This window comes from Bradyrhizobium sp. BR13661, assembly GCF_029892425.1.
In the GTDB taxonomy this organism is placed as follows: Bacteria; Pseudomonadota; Alphaproteobacteria; order Rhizobiales; family Xanthobacteraceae; genus Bradyrhizobium.
Genome location: NZ_JARXWB010000004.1, coordinates 73,883 through 91,856, shown reverse-complemented (window position 1 = coordinate 91,856; position 17,974 = coordinate 73,883). Strand labels below are relative to the sequence as shown.

16 protein-coding genes are annotated in these 17,974 nt (G+C 64.1%); 13 read left to right on the top strand and 3 right to left on the bottom strand.

From position 1 onward, the window contains the following. Positions 1–51 precede the first annotated feature (51 nt). Positions 52–1,428, bottom strand: coding sequence for a HAMP domain-containing sensor histidine kinase (locus tag M2427_RS08115; RefSeq protein WP_280705720.1), 1,377 nt, complete (start codon positions 1,426–1,428; stop codon positions 52–54). Beyond that, complete coding sequence (locus tag M2427_RS08110; protein WP_280705719.1) at positions 1,425–2,099, bottom strand: response regulator transcription factor; 675 nt, start codon at positions 2,097–2,099, stop codon at positions 1,425–1,427. The genes M2427_RS08115 and M2427_RS08110 overlap by 4 nt, the downstream gene beginning before the upstream one ends. A gap of 196 nt (positions 2,100–2,295) precedes the next feature. Between M2427_RS08110 and M2427_RS08105 the strand changes: the two genes are divergently transcribed. The 5 genes from M2427_RS08105 (at position 2,296) to M2427_RS08085 (ending at position 7,713) form a co-directional block, all read left to right on the top strand. Next, positions 2,296–2,622, top strand: coding sequence for an NIPSNAP family protein (locus tag M2427_RS08105; RefSeq protein WP_280705717.1), 327 nt, complete (start codon positions 2,296–2,298; stop codon positions 2,620–2,622). Positions 2,623–2,755: 133 nt separating this feature from the next. Next, positions 2,756–3,607: a 3-deoxy-8-phosphooctulonate synthase gene (kdsA, locus tag M2427_RS08100; RefSeq protein ID WP_280705716.1), complete on the top strand. Its 852-nt coding sequence runs from the start codon at positions 2,756–2,758 to the stop codon at positions 3,605–3,607. Then, positions 3,607–4,818, top strand: a complete 1,212-nt coding sequence (locus M2427_RS08095; protein WP_280705715.1) for an MFS transporter — start codon at positions 3,607–3,609, stop codon at positions 4,816–4,818. The genes kdsA and M2427_RS08095 overlap by 1 nt, the downstream gene beginning before the upstream one ends. A gap of 144 nt (positions 4,819–4,962) precedes the next feature. Then, positions 4,963–7,056, top strand: coding sequence for a HAMP domain-containing methyl-accepting chemotaxis protein (locus tag M2427_RS08090; protein WP_280705714.1), 2,094 nt, complete (start codon positions 4,963–4,965; stop codon positions 7,054–7,056). Positions 7,057–7,320: 264 nt separating this feature from the next. Next, on the top strand, positions 7,321–7,713 hold the full coding sequence (locus tag M2427_RS08085; protein WP_280705713.1) for an H-NS histone family protein: 393 nt from the start codon (positions 7,321–7,323) through the stop codon (positions 7,711–7,713). 432 nt (positions 7,714–8,145) lie between these two features. On the opposite strand, the gene queF is transcribed toward M2427_RS08085, so the two are convergent. Beyond that, complete coding sequence (queF, locus tag M2427_RS08080; protein WP_258766772.1) at positions 8,146–8,622, bottom strand: preQ(1) synthase; 477 nt, start codon at positions 8,620–8,622, stop codon at positions 8,146–8,148. 112 nt (positions 8,623–8,734) lie between these two features. On the opposite strand from queF, the gene eno reads away from it, so the two are divergent. From eno to M2427_RS08040, 8 genes are all read left to right on the top strand, one after another. Further along, positions 8,735–10,018, top strand: a complete 1,284-nt coding sequence (gene eno / locus M2427_RS08075) for a phosphopyruvate hydratase (RefSeq protein ID WP_212232588.1) — start codon at positions 8,735–8,737, stop codon at positions 10,016–10,018. Positions 10,019–10,051: 33 nt separating this feature from the next. After that, positions 10,052–11,185, top strand: a complete 1,134-nt coding sequence (locus M2427_RS08070) for a zinc-binding dehydrogenase (protein WP_280705711.1) — start codon at positions 10,052–10,054, stop codon at positions 11,183–11,185. Positions 11,186–11,304: 119 nt separating this feature from the next. After that, positions 11,305–12,300: an MBL fold metallo-hydrolase gene (locus tag M2427_RS08065; protein ID WP_280705710.1), complete on the top strand. Its 996-nt coding sequence runs from the start codon at positions 11,305–11,307 to the stop codon at positions 12,298–12,300. Positions 12,301–12,493: 193 nt separating this feature from the next. Continuing rightward, entirely contained in the window at positions 12,494–13,045 is a 552-nt protein-coding gene (locus M2427_RS08060; RefSeq protein WP_280705709.1) for an NAD(P)H-dependent oxidoreductase, read from the top strand. 174 nt (positions 13,046–13,219) lie between these two features. Then, a complete protein-coding gene (locus M2427_RS08055) occupies positions 13,220–13,537 on the top strand; it encodes a septum formation initiator family protein (RefSeq protein WP_027529774.1) in 318 nt (105 codons plus the stop codon). A 198-nt stretch (positions 13,538–13,735) separates the two neighbouring features. After that, positions 13,736–14,695 carry a GAF domain-containing protein gene (locus M2427_RS08050; protein WP_280705708.1) on the top strand — a complete coding sequence of 320 codons (960 nt, stop codon included), beginning with the start codon at positions 13,736–13,738 and terminating at the stop codon, positions 14,693–14,695. A 133-nt stretch (positions 14,696–14,828) separates the two neighbouring features. Continuing rightward, positions 14,829–16,346, top strand: a complete 1,518-nt coding sequence (gene adh, locus M2427_RS08045; RefSeq protein WP_280705707.1) for an aldehyde dehydrogenase — start codon at positions 14,829–14,831, stop codon at positions 16,344–16,346. A gap of 162 nt (positions 16,347–16,508) precedes the next feature. Further along, positions 16,509–17,891, top strand: a complete 1,383-nt coding sequence (locus tag M2427_RS08040) for a glycerophosphodiester phosphodiesterase family protein (protein ID WP_280705705.1) — start codon at positions 16,509–16,511, stop codon at positions 17,889–17,891. Positions 17,892–17,974 lie beyond the last annotated feature (83 nt).

Sequence of the window (17,974 nt, the reverse complement as noted above, 5' to 3'; positions counted from 1 at the left end):
CGGTGCTGGATTGCGACAGCATTGCGCGGTGCGCTGCGCGTGCGGATTGAATCAACTTTGCCGGTTTGGCGGCAGCGTCATTCTGAAGCAAGTGCCGCCGTCGGCTCCGTCGGTGACCGATACCTGGCCGCCATGCAGGAGCACGATCTCGCGGACCATGTTGAGTCCGAGGCCGGCGCCACGATCGAGTGGCGAGAGCCGATAGAACGGCTCGAAGATCTGCTCGCGTTGATCGGCGGGAATGCCGGCGCCTTCGTCGGTGACCTCGATGCAGGCAGGCTTGCTCACGCGAATGCCGATCGTGCCGCGGCGCGGACCGTGCTGGATCGCGTTCTGCACCAGATTTGTCAGCGCCCGCTCCAGCGCCGCTGCGTCACCGATCGTCTCGACCGGCGTCGCAGGCGCATCCAGCGCAAGCTCGTAGCCGGCGGCAATGGCGAGTGGCGCGAGGTCGGCGGCGGTGTTCTGCGCGATTGCGACGAGGTCGACGCGACTGAAGGGATGGCCGCAGCGGTCGAGCCGCTGGATGTCGAGCAGTTGCTCTGCGAGCGTCGCCAGCCGCGCGGCGTCTTCCAGCAGCCGGGTCTTGTCCGGACCGGAGCGAAGTGATTCCAGCCGCGTGTTCAGGATCGCGATCGGCGTGCGCAGCTCGTGTGCGGCATCCGCGACGAAACGCTTGTGCCTGATATAACCCTGATCGAGCCGCGCCAGCGCATCGTTGACGGCGGTGACCAGCGGCACGACCTCGAGTGGAATTCGCTCCAGCGACAGCCGCGCGCCGCGCTGATGGATATCGATGCGGCGCGCCTGGTCCGCGGTTGCATCCAACCCCCGGAAGGCGCGCTGCACGATCATCGGTGTCGCGATGATGGTCGCGGTACCCATGATCAGCAGGCCGGGCAGGGCGATGCCGAGAAACGCCAGCGAGGTCATGAGCAGCGCCTTGGCGCCGGTCAGCCGTCCTTGCGTCGCGGTGATGATCTGCACATTGCCGGCATCGGTGTCGACGCGCTTCATCCGTGCCGCGGCCTTGCGCGGATCGTCCTCGAACATCTGCCAGCCAAGCCGTGCCTGGCTGATCTGGTCGAGGCCGCCGCCGATCGCTGCGAATTCGGTCGGCACGGTGCCTTCGGTGAGCGAGTGTCCTTGCCGGTCGCGGACCAGGAACCAGAGGTCCGGTGTCTCGGTGCGCAGCTGTTTCAGATCCGGCGTCGACTGCAGGATCAGGCCGCCGCCTGCGTCGCGTGCCAGCGCGCGCTGCACGACATCGATCACGCGGTCCTCGTCGCGCTCCGCCTGCACGAAGCCCGAGACGCAGAGCGCACCGACGACCACGCCAACCAGCGCCAGCAGCAGTGCGGCTTGAAGCGCAAGCAGGCGCCAGCTCAATCGCGAGCGCAGGCAATAGGCATCGTCGTGCCTGCTCATGGCAGTTTCTTCAGGAGATAGCCGACGCCGCGAATGCCGTGGATCTCCACGCCGGAATCCGCTTCGGCGAGCTTGCGGCGCAGCCGCGAGACATGCGTGTCCAGCGCGTTCGACTGGATCTCGTCGTCGAAATTGTAGACGGCCTCTTCCAGCGCCGAACGCAACACGGTGCGGCCCATCCGGCGGATCAGGGCTTCGAGCACCAGCAACTCGCGGCGCGGCAGCTCGAACGGCTCGCCGTCGATGCTGGCCTCGCGATGACCGAGGTCGAAGGCGATGCGGCCGGCGCGGATGACGTCCGGAGACAGGCCCGCGGGCCGCCGCAACACCGCACGCAGCCGCGCCAGCAGCTCCTCGACCGCGAACGGCTTGGACAGATAATCGTCCGCGCCGCTGTCGAGCCCGGCGATACGGTCGGCGAGCTCGCCGCGCGCGGTCAGGACAATGATCGGCACGCCGTCGGCCCGCGCTCGCAGCTTCGGGATCAGCGAGAGGCCGTCGCCGTCGGGAAGCTGGCGGTCGAGCAGCACGGCGGCATGGACGTCGGCGGAAATCGCTTCTTCCGCATCCGCAAGTGTCGGGGCGTGATCCACCACCATGTCGTAGCGCTTGAGCGCCGATGCCAGCGCACTGGCCATCTCGACTTCATCCTCGACAAGCAAGATCCGCATGAGCCGGCACCCTAACTGCAACCAAGCCATTCTAGCGGCCCGATCATTGCGGCAGCATTGCGGGAACCGGACGCGGTGATTTGGCCGAGGGTGGCCCAGCCATGCGCGAAACGCCGCTGGGGCAGCCGGGCAGGGCTCAAGACAGCGTCATGGCCAATGGTTATAACCGCCGGACCTGTCCAGCGAGGAAACGAGAATGATCTACGAAATGCGCCAGTATCGCTGCGTGCCCGGGCGCCTGCCGGCGCTGCTGAAGCGCTTTGAAACGATCACGCTGAAAATCTGGGAGAAGCATGGCATCCGCCAGGCCGGGTTCTTCACCACATTGATTGGCGAATCGAACCAGGAGCTGACCTATTTCCTGGCTTGGGAGTCGCTTGCCGAGCGCGAGACGAAGTGGGGCGCCTTCGCGGCCGACCCGGACTGGCTCGAGGCGCGTGCCAAGACGGAGGCCGATGGCCAGATCGTCGCCAACATCGTCAGCCAGATTCTGGCTCCGACGGCTTTCTCTTCGGTCAAGTAGCGGTCGTTCCGGACAGAGGGCTGCGGCGCAACCCCCTGATATTCGAAGGCCAGATATTCGACGGCCGGGGCCGAATGAGGTTGATCCGACCCAATCGGCCGCTATGGTCGCGCCGAAACAGGGATTTTGCGCCGTGAGCACCACTCAATCTGCAGCGCCGGTCGTCACCGTCGGCTCGGTCAAATTCGGCAATGATCTGCCGATCTCGATCATCGCCGGGCCATGCCAGCTCGAAAGCCGCCAGCATGCGCTGGAAGTGGCCTCCGCGCTGAAGGAGATCGCCACGCGGCTGAAGATCGGCCTCGTCTACAAGACCTCCTTCGACAAGGCCAATCGCACCAGCGCGTCGGCGGCGCGCGGACTCGGCCTGGCGCAGTCGCTGCCGATCTTCGCCGAGATCCGCTCCTCGCTCGGACTGCCTGTGCTGACCGACGTGCACGATGCCGCGCAATGCGCCGAGGTCGCGCAAGCCGTCGACGTCCTGCAGATCCCGGCTTTCCTGTGCCGGCAGACCGATCTGCTGCTGGCCGCGGCTGCAACCGGCAAGGTCGTCAACGTCAAGAAGGGCCAATTCCTCGCGCCCTGGGACATGACGAATGTCGTGAGCAAGATCACCAGTGCCGGCAATCCCAACGTGCTCGTCACCGAACGCGGCGCGTCCTTCGGCTACAACACGTTGGTGTCGGACATGCGTTCGCTTCCCATCATGGCGCGCACGACCGGCGCGCCCGTGATCTTCGATGCCACCCATTCGGTGCAGCAGCCGGGCGGGAAGGGCGCGTCCTCCGGGGGCGAGCGCGAGTTCGTGCCGGTGCTGGCGCGCGCGGCTGTGGCCGTCGGTGTTGCCGGTGTCTTCATCGAGACCCACCCCGATCCGGATCGCGCGCCGTCCGACGGCCCCAACATGGTGCCGCTACGCGAGTTCGAAGGGCTGATCCGCAGACTGATGGCGTTCGACGCGCTGGCCAAGGGCACTACGCGCTGATGCACCAGCCTGTAACCAGGCCGCCGTCCGACCAGAAGTTTCCGCCCGCGATCAACATCATCGCGCTCGCCGGCTTCTCGGCGGCGTTGTCGACGCGCGCGCTTGATCCTGTTCTGCCGCATATCGCAGAGGATTTTTCGATCAGCATCGCGACGGCTGCAAGCATCGCGGCTGGCTTTGCCCTGATCTATGCGCTGGTGCAGCCTGCGATTGGCGCCGCCGCCGATCTGTTCGGTAAAGCGCGATTGATGACGCTGTGCCTGGCGCTGCTCGGTGCCGCCTGCATTCTCGGCGCGCTCACGACCACGTTCTCCGGCCTGTTCGCGAGCCGCATTCTGGCCGGCATCGCCTCGGGCGGTGTGTTTCCAGTGGCGCTGGGCCTGACGGCCGATCTCGTTGCGCCCGCCAAGCGACAAGTCGCGATCGGGCGCACGATGGCGGGGTCGATGACCGGCAATCTGCTCGGCGCGTCCGCCTCCGGCATCATCGGCGATTTCATCGGCTGGCGCGGCGTGCTCGTGATCCTCGGTGCGCTTGGCCTGATTGCGGCCGTCGCGGTTGCGGCAGGCTTCCGCGGTGCCGCGCTGACAGCGCCGCCGAAAACCGATTTGAAAACCCTGCGGCAGGGCTACCGCACCATCTTCGCCAATCCCAACACGCGATACTGCTACTCCGCCGTGTTCGTCGAAGGCTGCTGCGTGTTCGGCCTGTTTCCCTTCATCGCTGCGTTCCTGTTCGATCTCGGCGAAAAATCATTGTCGATCGCGGGCATCGTGATCGCGGGGTTTGCGGTCGGCGGCTTGCTCTACACGTTTACGGTCTCGCGCATGCTGCCGCTGCTCGGCGTCAAGGGTTTGATGATCGCTGGCGGCTGCCTTGTGGCGTTGCAACTCGGCGCGCTCGCTTTCGGTCCGGGCTGGAAGGTGCAATTCGCCAGCATGCTGGCGATGGGCTGGGGCTTCTACATGATCCATGGCTGCTTGCAGGTGTTCGCCAGCGAGCTGTCGATCGGGGCGCGGGCGACCGCGATGTCGCTGCATTCGTTTTTCTTCTTCATGGGGCAGACGGTCGGCCCGATCGCCTATGGCCTCGGACTGCAGCATGGCGGCAAGGTGCCGACGTTGTTTGCGAGCGCCGCAATCATGGTGATGCTCGGCCTCGTCTGCGCCCGGATGCTCAAGCAGCGTGCGCCGTCCGACGCACGCGCTTGATGGACGTATCACAATACCGTTGTTCCGTATTTTCCCGGAAACGAAGGCTTGCTCGATCCTTGCAATCTTAAACCAAATCTCACCGTTCGCTCCGTAGAGTGCCGCCCGAACCGCTAGCCGGCGGCAACATCTATGGATCAGTCGATGCAAAAGCAGCGTTCGGTCGCCCGCATTCTCGGAGCGGTGGTTGGATCTCTCGGCCTCATCCTTGTCGTCATCTGCGCCTACGCGCTGAAGCTCGCAGTGACGCGGTACTTGGACAGCAACCGCATCGTCTCGCTGACGATTGCGAGCCGCGACCTGACCAACACGCTGGTGATCTTCCGCCTGGAGCGCGGCGACACGCTGAGCTATCTCGCCGCGGCTGCGCCCGCGCCCGACAGCGTCATGAGCAGCCTCGCCGAGCAGCGGGCTACCGTGCAGAAGAATTACGCGCAGGCGTTGCAGAGCCTCGCCTCCGTCGATGCGCCCGGTCTTGCCGAGAAGCTCGACAAGCTGCGCGGCATCTGGACCCAGCTCGAGGAGTTGCGGCCGCGCGCGATCATCGCTCTAAAGCAGGACAAGGCCGCACGTGAAGCCAGTCTGACGCCTGGCTGGGCCAAGGTCAGCGATGCCTTCATGGATGCGATCGGCGACGTCACCGCCCATGTCGACAATGCAATGACGCTGATCGATCCGGTGGTCGATCGCCTCCTGATTGCCAAGCAGGCTTCCTGGCAGGCCCGCGCCAACGCCGGCCAGACCATCCTCGCCCAGTTTTCCTCGATCCTGGCCAACAAGACCTGGACTGCAGCCGACGGCGTCGCGTTCGCCGACCTGCGCGGCCGCATCCAGCAGGCCTGGCTGGTGGTGCGCGATCTCAGCCCGAACGTGGCTTCACCCGAGCTGTTGCAGGCGATCCGGACCGCCGAGCCAGAAATCTCCGGCGCGCTCAGCGACGAGCGCAATGCCATTGCGACCAAGCTGCTCGCGGGCGAGCCCGCCGGCGTCGTCGGCATCGACTACCGGGATCGCCAGCTCGTTGGCGCCAACAACGTCGTCATCGTCACGCAGACCGCGCTCGCCAACATGATCGCGCGGGCGGAGGAGGGCGCCTCGCGCGCCCGCTTCAGCCTGATTCTGTTCGGCCTGTTGATGCCGGCCTCGCTGGCGCTGATGATCGGCGGCCTGCTGCTGATGCGCAACCGCGTGACCCGGCCGCTGACCGCGATCACCGGTGTGATGACGCGCTTTGCCGATCATGATTTCGCCAGCGACGTCCCGGGCCTCGACCGTAACGACGAAATCGGCCGCATCGCGTTGGCGCTACAGGTGTTCAAGGACGCCATGATCAAGGCCGAGCGTCTCTCCGGCGATCAGGCCGCCGAGCGCGCCGAGAAAGAGAAGCGCGCTGGCGAACTCTCGGGTCTCGTGCGGCAGTTCGAGAGCCGGATCGGCCAAATGGTGCAGGCACTGTCGAGCGCCTCGGGCGAATTGGAGACCACGGCGCGCTCGATGTCGAGCACGGCGGCGGAAGCCCAGGCCCAGGCTGGTTCGGCTTCGACGCTGGCCGATCAGGTCGGCGGCGGCGTGCAGACCGTTGCAGCCGCGGCCGAGGAGCTCAATGCCTCGATCCGCGAGATCAATCGTCAGGTCGAGCAGGCGAGCCGTGCCACCGAGCATGCCGTCGTCACCGTCAAGGAGACCGACAGCACCATGCGCGCACTCGCCGACGGAGCCGACCGCATCGGCGAGGTCATCGGCCTCATCACCTCGATCGCGGGCCAGACCAATCTGCTGGCGCTGAACGCGACCATCGAGGCCGCGCGCGCCGGCGAATCCGGACGCGGCTTTGCGGTCGTGGCGAGCGAGGTGAAGAACCTGGCGTCGCAGACGGCGAAGGCGACCGAGGAGATCAGTGCCCAGATCACCGAGATCCAGGGCGCGACGCAGAAGGCGGTCTCCGCCATCGACGGTATCGTCAAGACCATCGAGGAAGTCTCGAGCATCAACCGGGTCATCGCCGCCGCGATCGAGGAGCAGAACAAGGCCACCGCCGAAATCGCCAACACCGTGCAGCACACGGCGGAAGCGACGTCGACCGTGACCCGCAACATCGCAACCGTCTCGTCGGCTGCCAACGAGACCGGCCGCGCCGCCACCGGCGTGCTGAAGGCCGCCGCCGACCTGTCGAGCCAGTCGAGCTCGCTGACGGGCGAGGTGGACAGCTTCATCACCAGGGTGAGGGAAGTGGCGTAAGTGACGGCCCGGCCGACGGCCGCCGTTCTCTGCAACGAGAATTGCGCGCGCCCCCTGAGGGAGGCGAAGATCGGACTTCGATTGCCGATATTCGATAGCTGATGTCAGTCCTGTGTCAGGGAAACGATCGATGATCGTCAATTGAATGACACAAATGAGTCGGCATGCACGGACCTCAATGCGCTAACGGCAGTCTTTGTTGTCGAATTCGCAATGAGATCGTGAATTTGTATGTTCCTAAATCCGGTAGGGTGCGAACCTCCCATGTTGAAGCAGCAGATTTTGGGGTTGTCGGCAGACGAGCTTTGGCATCTCTACCAGGAGGTCCAGGTTGCGCTGATCGCTAAAATGCGAGCGCAGATGCTCGAAATCGACAGGAGGCTGAACGTAATTTCGCAGGGTCGCCACGCTCGTGGCCTGCCTCTTCGCTCGCCTGCGAAGACTGCAAAGCGCAAGGGCGCAAGGCTGGCACCAAAATTCAGAAATCCCGATGATCCCACTCAAACCTGGGCCGGCCGCGGATTGCAACCCAAGTGGCTTAAACAAGCGATGAGAAACGGCAAGGGACTTGACGAGTTTGCCATCCGCCAAGACTCAACGACCGAAACAAAGAACAAAAGGGGACGGCCGAGACCTCAAATCCGCGCTGTTACCTAACAATCTTTGACCGTGCCCTTGATTGGGCCCTTGATCGCTTTCGCAATATTTGGTCGCGGCGCGGGTTGCGGCATCGGGGAGATGGTTTCGAGGCAGACTACAGTCTTTGAGGCGTCCACTCGCATCAGGTTGGCGAGTGGAAGCGACGTGGCAGCGTTTCGGGAGTGCGCATCAGGAATTACAGATAACGTTAAGTCCAACCGGACTTCGCTGGTATTTCTACTAATCTTGCGGAGGCATCCCAGTTCGACCTACGGTTCGTGCTGAGGGATACGATGGCTGGATTGTTGATACTGCTTGCAACGTTCGCCTTTGGCTTCGGCGCCGGCTACGGAATGAGAGAATCGATCTCACGTCGGAGACGTCAACGGTTCGCGCGGACGACAGAGCGCGGTTGATCGAGTCCGTCGAACCGTCGGCGCTGGTCCCCAACTACCCCCGCCCGCGATATGGCGCGACGCCTTGCTCGGGCACCCACAGGCCCTTCGGCACGCGGCCGGTCTGCCAGAACACGTCGATCGGGATGCCGCCGCGGGGGTACCAGTAGCCTCCGATGCGCAGCCATTTCGGCTTGATCTCGCTCGCGATGCGCTTGCCGATCATCACCGTGCAGTCCTCGTGGAAGGCACCATGGTTGCGGAAGCTCGCGATGTAGAGCTTCAGGGATTTTGACTCCAGCAGCCACTGGCCTGGCGCGTAGTCGATCATGAGATGGGCGAAATCGGGCTGGCCCGTCACCGGGCAGAGCGAGGTGAATTCCGGCACGGTGAAACGGACCAGATAATCGGTCCCGGCTTGCGGATTGGGCACGCGGTCAAGCTTCGCCTTCTCGGGCGCATCAGGCCATTCCACGGCACGGCCGAGCTGCAGGCTGGGTGAGGTCTTCGATTTGCTTGGTTTTTTCGACATGCGGTCCTCATAGCCAATCGTGGCGCGGCCGTCACCCGGCCTTTTCCGCTTCGATGCATTGCGGTAGAAGCACCGCCAACTGCCCCCGTTTGTTCCCCGAAAAGAGGCCCTCATGACCGCCATCATCGACATCATCGGACGCGAAATCCTCGATAGCCGCGGCAACCCCACCGTCGAGGTCGACGTCGTGCTGGAAGATGGCGCGCTTGGCCGTGCCGCGGTGCCGTCAGGCGCCTCCACCGGCGCTCATGAGGCTGTCGAGCTGCGCGACGGCGACAAGGCCCGCTATCTCGGCAAGGGCGTCACCAAGGCGGTCGGCGCCGTCAACGGCGAGATCTTCGAGGCGCTGAGCGGTCTCGATGTCGAGCAGCAGGCCCAGATCGATCAGATCATGATCGATCTCGACGGCACGCCGAACAAGAGTCGGCTTGGTGCCAACGCGATCCTCGGCGTTTCGCTGGCCTGCGCCAAGGCGGCCGCGAACTCGCTCGACATGCCGCTCTATCGTTACGTCGGTGGCACCTCGGCACGCCTCCTGCCGGTGCCGATGATGAACATCATCAATGGCGGCGTTCACGCCGACAACCCGATCGACTTCCAGGAATTCATGATCCTGCCCGTCGGTGCGTCCTCCTTCGCCGAGGGCCTGCGCTACGGCGCGGAAGTGTTCCACACGCTGAAGTCGGAGCTGAAGAAGGCCGGCCACAACACCAATGTCGGCGACGAGGGCGGCTTCGCTCCGAACCTGCCTTCGGCGGACGCTGCGCTCGAATTCGTCATGAACGCCATCGGCAAGGCCGGCTACAAGGCAGGCTCCGACATCGTGATCGGCCTCGACTGCGCCTCGACCGAGTTCTTCAAGGACGGCAAGTATGTCTATGAAGGCGAGGGCAAGACCCGCTCGATCTCCGAGCAGGCCAAGTACCTTGCAGATCTCGTCGGCCGCTATCCGATCGTCACCATCGAGGACGGCATGTCGGAAGACGACATGGATGGCTGGAAGGAGCTCACCGACCTGATCGGCAACAAGTGCCAGCTGGTCGGCGACGATCTCTTCGTCACCAACGTCAAGCGCCTCGCCGAAGGCATCAAGGCCGGTCGCGCCAATTCGATCCTGATCAAGGTCAACCAGATCGGCACGCTGACCGAAACGCTCGCCGCCGTCGAGATGGCGCACAAGGCCGGCTATACCTCCGTCATGTCACACCGCTCCGGCGAGACCGAAGATTCCACCATCGCCGACCTCGCGGTCGCCACGAACTGCGGTCAAATCAAGACCGGCTCCCTTGCACGTTCCGATCGCACCGCCAAATACAACCAGCTCCTCCGTATCGAGCAGCAGCTCGGCAAGCAGGCGCTGTACGGCGGCAAGGCGGCACTGAAGGCGCTGGCATAAGCCGGCGCCTCAACAGGACACGGGAGGATCGACATGAGCGACGGCAAGACCGGACTGCAACTGCGTTCGCTGATCAAGACGAGCGGTGAGCTCGAGATCTCGCTTCTGGACGTGCCGACCCCCGAGCCCGCGGACGACGAGGTCGTCGTCCGCATCGAGGCTGCGCCGATCAACCCGTCCGACCTAGGCCTGCTGGTCGGCGCGGCCGACATGAGCACGGCCAAGGCATCAGGTACGAAGGAGGCGCCCGTTATCACAGCCAAGGTGCCTGACGGTGCGATGCGCGCCATGGGCGCGCGGCTCGACCAGTCCTTGCCTGTCGGCAATGAGGGCGCCGGAATCGTCATCAAGACCGGCTCGTCGGACGCTGCGAAGGCGCTGATGGGCAAGACCGTCGCGATGATCGGCGGCGCGATGTACGCGCAGTACCGCACGTTGAAGGCGCGGGACTGCCAGCCGCTGCCCGAGGGCACGAGCGCGGCCGAGGGCGCGTCCTGGTTCGTCAATCCGCTCACCGCTCTCGGCATGACCGAGACGATGCGGCGTGAAGGCCACAAGGCGCTAGTGCACACCGCGGCCGCCTCCAATCTCGGCCAGATGCTGAACAAGATCTGCATCAAGGACGGCATTCCGCTCGTCAACATCGTGCGCAGCCAGGAGCAGGCGGACATCCTGAAGAAGATCGGCGCCAAGCACGTCGTCGATTCCAGCAAGCCGGGCTTTCTCGACGATCTCACCAATGCGCTGGTCGAGACCGGTGCCACCATCGCCTTCGATGCGATCGGCGGCGGCAAGCTCGCCGGCGACATCCTCAACTGCATGGAAATCGCGATCAACAAGACCGCGAAGGAATACAGCCGTTACGGCTCCAGCGTGCACAAGCAGGTCTATGTCTACGGCGGGCTCGATATCCGTCCGATCGAGCTGCCGCGCGGATTCGGCATGGCCTGGGGCGTCGGCGGCTGGCTCTTGACCCCGTTCCTGCAGAAGATCGGACCTGCCGACATCGGACGGTTGCGCCAGCGTGTCGTGAGCGAACTGAAGACGACGTTTGCCAGCCACTACACCAAGGTGGTGTCGCTGCAGGAGGCGCTCGATCCCGCCAACATCGCAGCATATGCCAAACGCGCCACCGGCGAAAAATTCCTCATCAACCCAAATAAATAATCGTGATCTGCGAGCGCAGGTCACCCAAAAGACGTCTTGCCTTCTGAGCGAAGCGGGAGATTATTCCGCCGCGTTGAAAGCGGGAAAACCGCAACGCGCGCTCAGAAGGGGACAACTTCATGACCGATCTCTCTCGCCGTCATCTGCTCGTGGGCACGGCTGCCATCGGCGCAGCCGCCTTGACCGGATTCCGGCCCTCCACCGCCAATGCCGCAGTGCCGCAAGCCGGTGCGCAGGCGCCGGGCTTCTACCGCTACAAGGTCGGCAGCTTCGAGTGCACCTCGATCAATGACGGTGCCCGCAGCTTCCCGATGCCGGACAAGTTCGTCGTCAACGTTCCGAAGGAAGAGGCGCTCGCGGCCGCCGACGCCGTCTACATGCCCAAGGGCATGGTCACGGTGCCGTTCAACCCGCAGCTGATCAACACCGGCTCCAAGCTGGTGCTGATCGATACCGGCAACGGCGTTGCCAATCTGGAGCCGAGCAAGGGCGCGGTCGGCCGCACCCTGCAAAATCTGCAGGCCGCAGGCGTCGACCCCAAGAGCATCGACATCGTGCTGCTGTCGCATCTGCATCCCGACCACACCAATGGCATCCGTCTGGCCGACGGAGGACTTGCCTTCCCGAATGCCGAGATCATGGTGCCGGTGAAGGACTGGGAGTTTTGGGAGAGCGACGAGAACGCGGCCAAGGCTCCGAACGAGATGACGAAGAACTACTTCGCGAACGTGAAGAAGACCTTCGCGGGCCTGGAGTCCAAGGTGACGAAGTACGAGTGGGGCAAGGAGGTCGCGCCGGGTATCACCTCGATCGCAACCCCGGGCCATACGCCCGGTCACACTTCGTTTGCGGTTGCCTCGGGCGACAAGAAGGTGCTGATCCAGTCCGACGTCACCAACATTCCGGAGTTCTTCCTGCGCAATCCGGACTGGCATGTGGCGTTCGACAATGATCCCGCGATGGCCCAGGAAACGCGTCACAAGTTCCTGGACATGGCGGCTGCGGAGAAGGCGACGGTGGTCGGCTTCCACTTCACTTTCCCCTCGGTCGGTCATGTCGAGAAGGACGGCGCGAAATATCGCCTGATCCCCTCGGCCTGGAATCCGACGATCTGATCCATTTGCAGATTTGCACGAGAGATCGGGCCGCCGCTTGGCGGCCCGATTGTTTTGGGCGAGCATCTGCTTCTAGGAAACGCAGCGTTTCCAAATCGGACCGGTCCATGCACTTGCATCCATTGGCCCGGATCGCTTAAGTGCCGCGGGCACTTCCCCCTCAAGGCTTCGAGAACAAACCAAGGATAATCTGATGGCCTACAACATCGTCGTGATCGCCGGCAGCCTGCGCAAGGACAGCTTCTCGCTGAAGATCGCCCATGCGCTCGCAAAGCTCGCACCTGGCTCACTCAAGCTCGAGGTCATCACCCCCGCCGGCATCTCGTTCTTCAACCAGGACCTCGAGGGCGCGCCGCCCGCCGACTGGCTGGCCTTCCGCGAGAAGCTGCAGAAGTCCGACGGCGTCATCTTCGTCACTCCCGAATACAATCGCGCGATCCCGGGCGTGCTCAAGAACGCCATCGACGTCGCCTCGCGCCCGTATGGCAAGAGCTCGTTCAACGGCAAGCCGGTCGGCATCATCTCGAACTCGCCGGGCCCGCTCGGTGGTGTCAGCGCTGCGAAGGCGCTGCAGCACATCCTGCCGGGCATCTCCGGCCCGATCCTGCAGCAGCCCGAGGCCTATCTGAACGCGGTCGGCGATGCTTTTGACGCCGAGGGCAATCTGACCAAGGACTCGCTGAAGGGCGTGCTCCAGGCCTATATCGATGCGTTCGCCGCGCACGTGGCGAAGCATCACGGGTAAGGCTGACACCAAAATCTCCGTCATGGCCGGGCTTGACCCGGCCATCCTCGTCTTGGCCCGCGGCGAGGAAGAACGTGGATGCCCGGCACAAGGCCGGGCATGACGATCGTGGTTGGCGGTGTGGATAGAAGCGCGGTTAGCACTCCCTTAACCAAGCTGGCCCATCTTGCCATCATGGTCTCCCGCGCCCGCCTCAAATCGATCCTGACCGGTCTCGCCCTCTATGCGATGGCGGCCGCGATCGTCGGCTATTTCGGGGTCAACGCCTACACCGGCAAGTACGGCCTCAACGCCCGCCAGGAACTCGACCAGGAGATCATCGCGCTGACCAGCGAGCTCGCCCAGCTCAAGCGCGAGCGTGCTCGCAGCGAGCAGCGCGTGTCGCTGTTGCGCACCGAGAAGATCGACCCTGACATGCTGGACGAGCGGGCCCGGTTCCAGCTCGACTATGTCAATCCGCATGATCTCGTTCGGATGATCCCGCAGAACTAGCGCCTTCCGCAGCATTCGAAACGGCGCGCGAAAGCAGCCCCCGACTATTCCGAAGGTCGTAGATCCGCGACCAGTCCGCCACCTTGACGGCGGCGTGACGAGGGCAGATTGCTTGTCCGGGCGATGCCGCCGAAGGTTGACGGAGATCAATCTGGATTTGCGAGGCGCTGCCTAGACTGCTGTCCGGAGGAAACGGTGATGGATGGGTCAATGCCCCGGCATCACGCGGCTCGTGTCGAAGCCGCCATTGCATCAGGCCAGGCGGCTCGGTCCGCGCTCGTGGCCTCGTGGTGCCGTTCATCCCGATTGCATCATCTCGATCCCTCCGGCCGCAGCGCGCCGCTGCGGCTGAGCGACGCCGAGCTGCGACAGGCGCGTGAGCGCATCGCGCCACTGCTGGCGGCCGCGCAAGGCGCCATGGACCGGCTCTATCAGGCGGTTGGTGCGGCCGGCTGTTGCGTGCTGCTCGCAGACGGTAAGGGCGTTCCGGTCGACCGCCGCGGCACGCCGGCCGACGATGCGACGTTTGAATCCTGGGGCCTGTGGACTGGCGCGCTCTGGAGCGAGGAACACGAGGGCACCAACGGCATCGGCACCTGCGTCGTCGAGCAGCGCCCGCTGACGATCGACCGCGATCAGCATTTCTTCACCCGCAACACGCTTTTGAGCTGCACGGCGGTGCCGATCTATGACCACGAGGCGGCCTTTGCCGGCGTGCTCGACGTCTCCTCCTGCCGCGCCGATCGCACCGATGCGTTCTCCAACCTGATCGCGCTGGCGGCGGGTGAGGCGGCGAGGCGCATCGAGGCCGATTTGTTTCGCCGCGCCTTCGCGCATGCCCGCATCGTGCTGACGCAAGGACCGGACGGCCAGTCCATTGGACTCGTCGCGGTCGATGCGGACGATCTCGTGATCGGTGCGACCCGGACCGCTCGCGCAGCGCTCGGGATCGCGCCGGGCAGGGCGTTGCAGCCGGTCCCTGCGGGCGATCTGCTTGGCGGCGATGTCGCGCATGATCACCTCGCCGGCGGCCAGCGTGCGGTGTTGCAGCGGGCTCTGCTCCGCGCCGGCGGCAATGTCTCGGCGGCGGCCAAGGCCCTCGGCGTCAGTCGCGCGACGCTACACCGGAAGCTGAAGCGCTTCGACCTGAAACACTGACTGTCGCAGAACTGCGACAGGTCCGCTCTTCCATCGTTCCCGCCCGGGCTGACAGAATCCACCTCCCGCGAGATCGTTGGCGCAAGTCGTGAACACACGACGATTTGCGCAAACATCAACATGGGAGTGATCAATGAACAAGGTGGAATTCCTCGGCGTCACCCAGAGTCCGTTCGCCGAACGCTACGACAATTTCATCGGCGGCAAATTCGTCGCGCCGATCGCGGGCAAGTATTTCGACAACGCTTCGCCCGTCAACGGCAAGATCGTCTGCAAGATCGCGCGCTCCGACGCGCAGGACGTCGAAGCGGCCCTCGATGCCGCGCATGCAGCGAAGGGCGCGTGGGGACGCACCAGCGTTGCCGAACGCGCAGCGATCCTCAATCGCATCGCCGACCGCATGGAAGAAAATCTCGAGCGCCTCGCGGTCGCCGAGACCTGGGACAATGGCAAGCCGATCCGCGAGACCCGCGCTGCCGACCTGCCGCTCGCCATCGACCACTTCCGCTATTTCGCAGGCGTCGTGCGTGCCCAGGAAGGCTCGATCGGCGAGATCGACCACGACACCATCGCCTATCATTTTCACGAGCCGCTCGGGGTCGTCGGCCAGATCATTCCCTGGAACTTCCCGCTGCTGATGGCCTGCTGGAAGCTCGCGCCGGCGCTTGCCGCCGGCAATTGCGTCGTGCTGAAGCCTGCCGAGCAGACGCCGGCCTCGATCATGGTGTGGGCCGAGATCATCGGCGATCTCTTGCCATCAGGCGTGCTCAACATCGTCAACGGTTTCGGCCTGGAGGCCGGCAAGCCGCTCGCCTCGAGCCCGCGCATTGCCAAGATCGCCTTCACCGGCGAGACCACGACCGGCCGGCTGATCATGCAATATGCCAGCCAGAACCTCATCCCCGTCACACTGGAGCTTGGCGGCAAGTCGCCGAACATCTTCTTCAAGGACGTCACCGCTGAAGACGACGACTTCTTCGACAAGGCGATCGAAGGCTTTGTCATGTTCGCGCTGAACCAGGGCGAGGTCTGCACCTGTCCGAGCCGCGCACTGGTGCACGCCGACATCTACGACCGCTTCATGGAGCGGGCGCTGAAGCGCGTCGCGGCCATCAAGCAGGGCGATCCGCGCGCGGCCGACACCATGATCGGTGCGCAGGCCTCTGGCGAGCAACTCGCCAAGATCCTGTCCTATATCGACATCGGCAAGCAGGAAGGTGCCAAGGTGCTCGCTGGCGGCGGACGGGCCGAGCTCGGCGGCGATCTCTCTGGTGGTTTTTACGTCCAGCCGACCGTGTTCGAAGGCCACAACAAGATGCGGATTTTTCAGGAGGAGATCTTCGGCCCAGTCGTCTCCGTCACGACCTTCAAGACTGATGACGATGCGCTCGCGATCGCCAACGATACGCTCTATGGCTTGGGGGCTGGTGTCTGGAGCCGCGATGCCAATCGCTGCTACCGCTTCGGCCGGGAAATCCAGGCTGGCCGGGTCTGGACCAATTGCTACCATGCCTATCCCGCCCATGCGGCGTTCGGCGGCTACAAGCAGTCGGGCGTCGGTCGCGAGACCCACAAGATGATGCTCGATCACTACCAGCAGACCAAGAACCTGCTGGTCAGCTACAGCCCGAAGAAGCTCGGCTTCTTCTGATCGGCAGGTCCCGAATGGGGAGACACAGGCGGCGGCGTCGCGGCGCCGCCTGTGCAGATCCGTGACCGCCCGACCCGCCGTCATCCGTCTGTCAGACAATTGAGACAAGACGGCAGTCCGATCGCGCTCGACGCGATGCCAGGTACAGACGGAGGCGCGGCCATGACGACCAATCCTTTGCAGCGGAAGATACATGTCGGAGCGATGCTGCTCGGTGTGGCGGCCCTGGTGTCTCTTGCGCCGTCGATGTCTCTGGCGCAGACCACCCCGGCCCGCGCAAAACCCTTCCTGACCGTTGACGGCAAGGCGCCGCTGATCCTCGGACATCGCGGCGTGCCGGGCCTGGTGCCCGAAGAGACCGAGGCATCCTATGAGCTCGCCGCGGCGCTCGGAACCGACGCGCTGGAAGAGGATCTGCACCTCACCAAGGATTGCGTTCTGGTTGCGCGCCACAACCCCTGGCTGGCCGACAACACCAACGTCGCCGAAGTCGCGAAGACCAATCCGGCGGTCGCGGCGCGTAAACGCACCGTATCAGGTGTGCGCGTCAAGGCACCGGCTGCCGCAGGCACGCCCGCCGACTACCTCGTCGACCTCACTGATCCCGCCGATCCCAAATCGGTGCTGAAATCATTGATCGTCGACGGTGAGGATCACACCAACGACTGGTCGATCACCGATTTCACCATGGCCGAGCTGAAGCAGTGGATCGGCGGCACCACCTACGATGCGGCCAACGAGCGGCCCAGGATCTTCAACGGCAAATTCCCTGTCATCAGCTTCCAGGACATAATCGACATCGCCAAGGCGAAGAGCAAGGAGACGGGGCGTCCCATCCTGGTCTATCCGGAAACCAAGAACCCGACCTGGAACAATGCCCAAGCCATCGCAAACGGCTGCGGCGCGCCGGGAAGCCGTCCGCTCGAAGATGCCCTGATCAAGATCATCAAGGACAACGACCTCAACTCCAAGGACGCGCCTATCTTCGTTCAGAGCTTCGAGCCGGGCAGCCTGAAATATATGCGCAGCCATGGCCTTCAGACGCGGCAGGTCCAGCTCATCGACGGCAACGGCATCGACTTCAAGACCGGCAAGGTGCTGCTCAACAACATCACCAATTCCCGTCCGTTCGACTGGACGGTTGCGGGCGATGCGCGCCTCTATGACGCGATGCTGACCCCTGAGGGCCTGGCTGAGATCAAGACATATGCCGACGGCATCGGCCCGTGGAAGGCCTATATCGTGCCACTCAAGGTCGTGCTGTGGAGGAGCGCCAACGCCGACGGCACGCCCTACAAGGGATCGGCGCCGGACGCCTCGACGCAGGAGGCGACCAGCCTGATCGCCGACGCGCACAAGCTCGGCCTGTTCGTGCACGTCTTCACGTTCCGGAACGAGAAGAAATATCTCGCAGCCGACTATCACGCCGATCCCGCCCAGGAATATCTCAAATTCTTCCGTCTCGGCGTCGATGGGGTCTTCACCGACTTCACGCACACCGGCGTTGCCGCCCGAGCGGCGTATCTGCGCGAGCTCGGTTGGTAAGCCCAGTGCTTCGAATCGGACACGCATCGGAATTCAGCACCCGAGATATGCGTGTCCGATTGTCGTTGCCTCGTCTGCGTGCA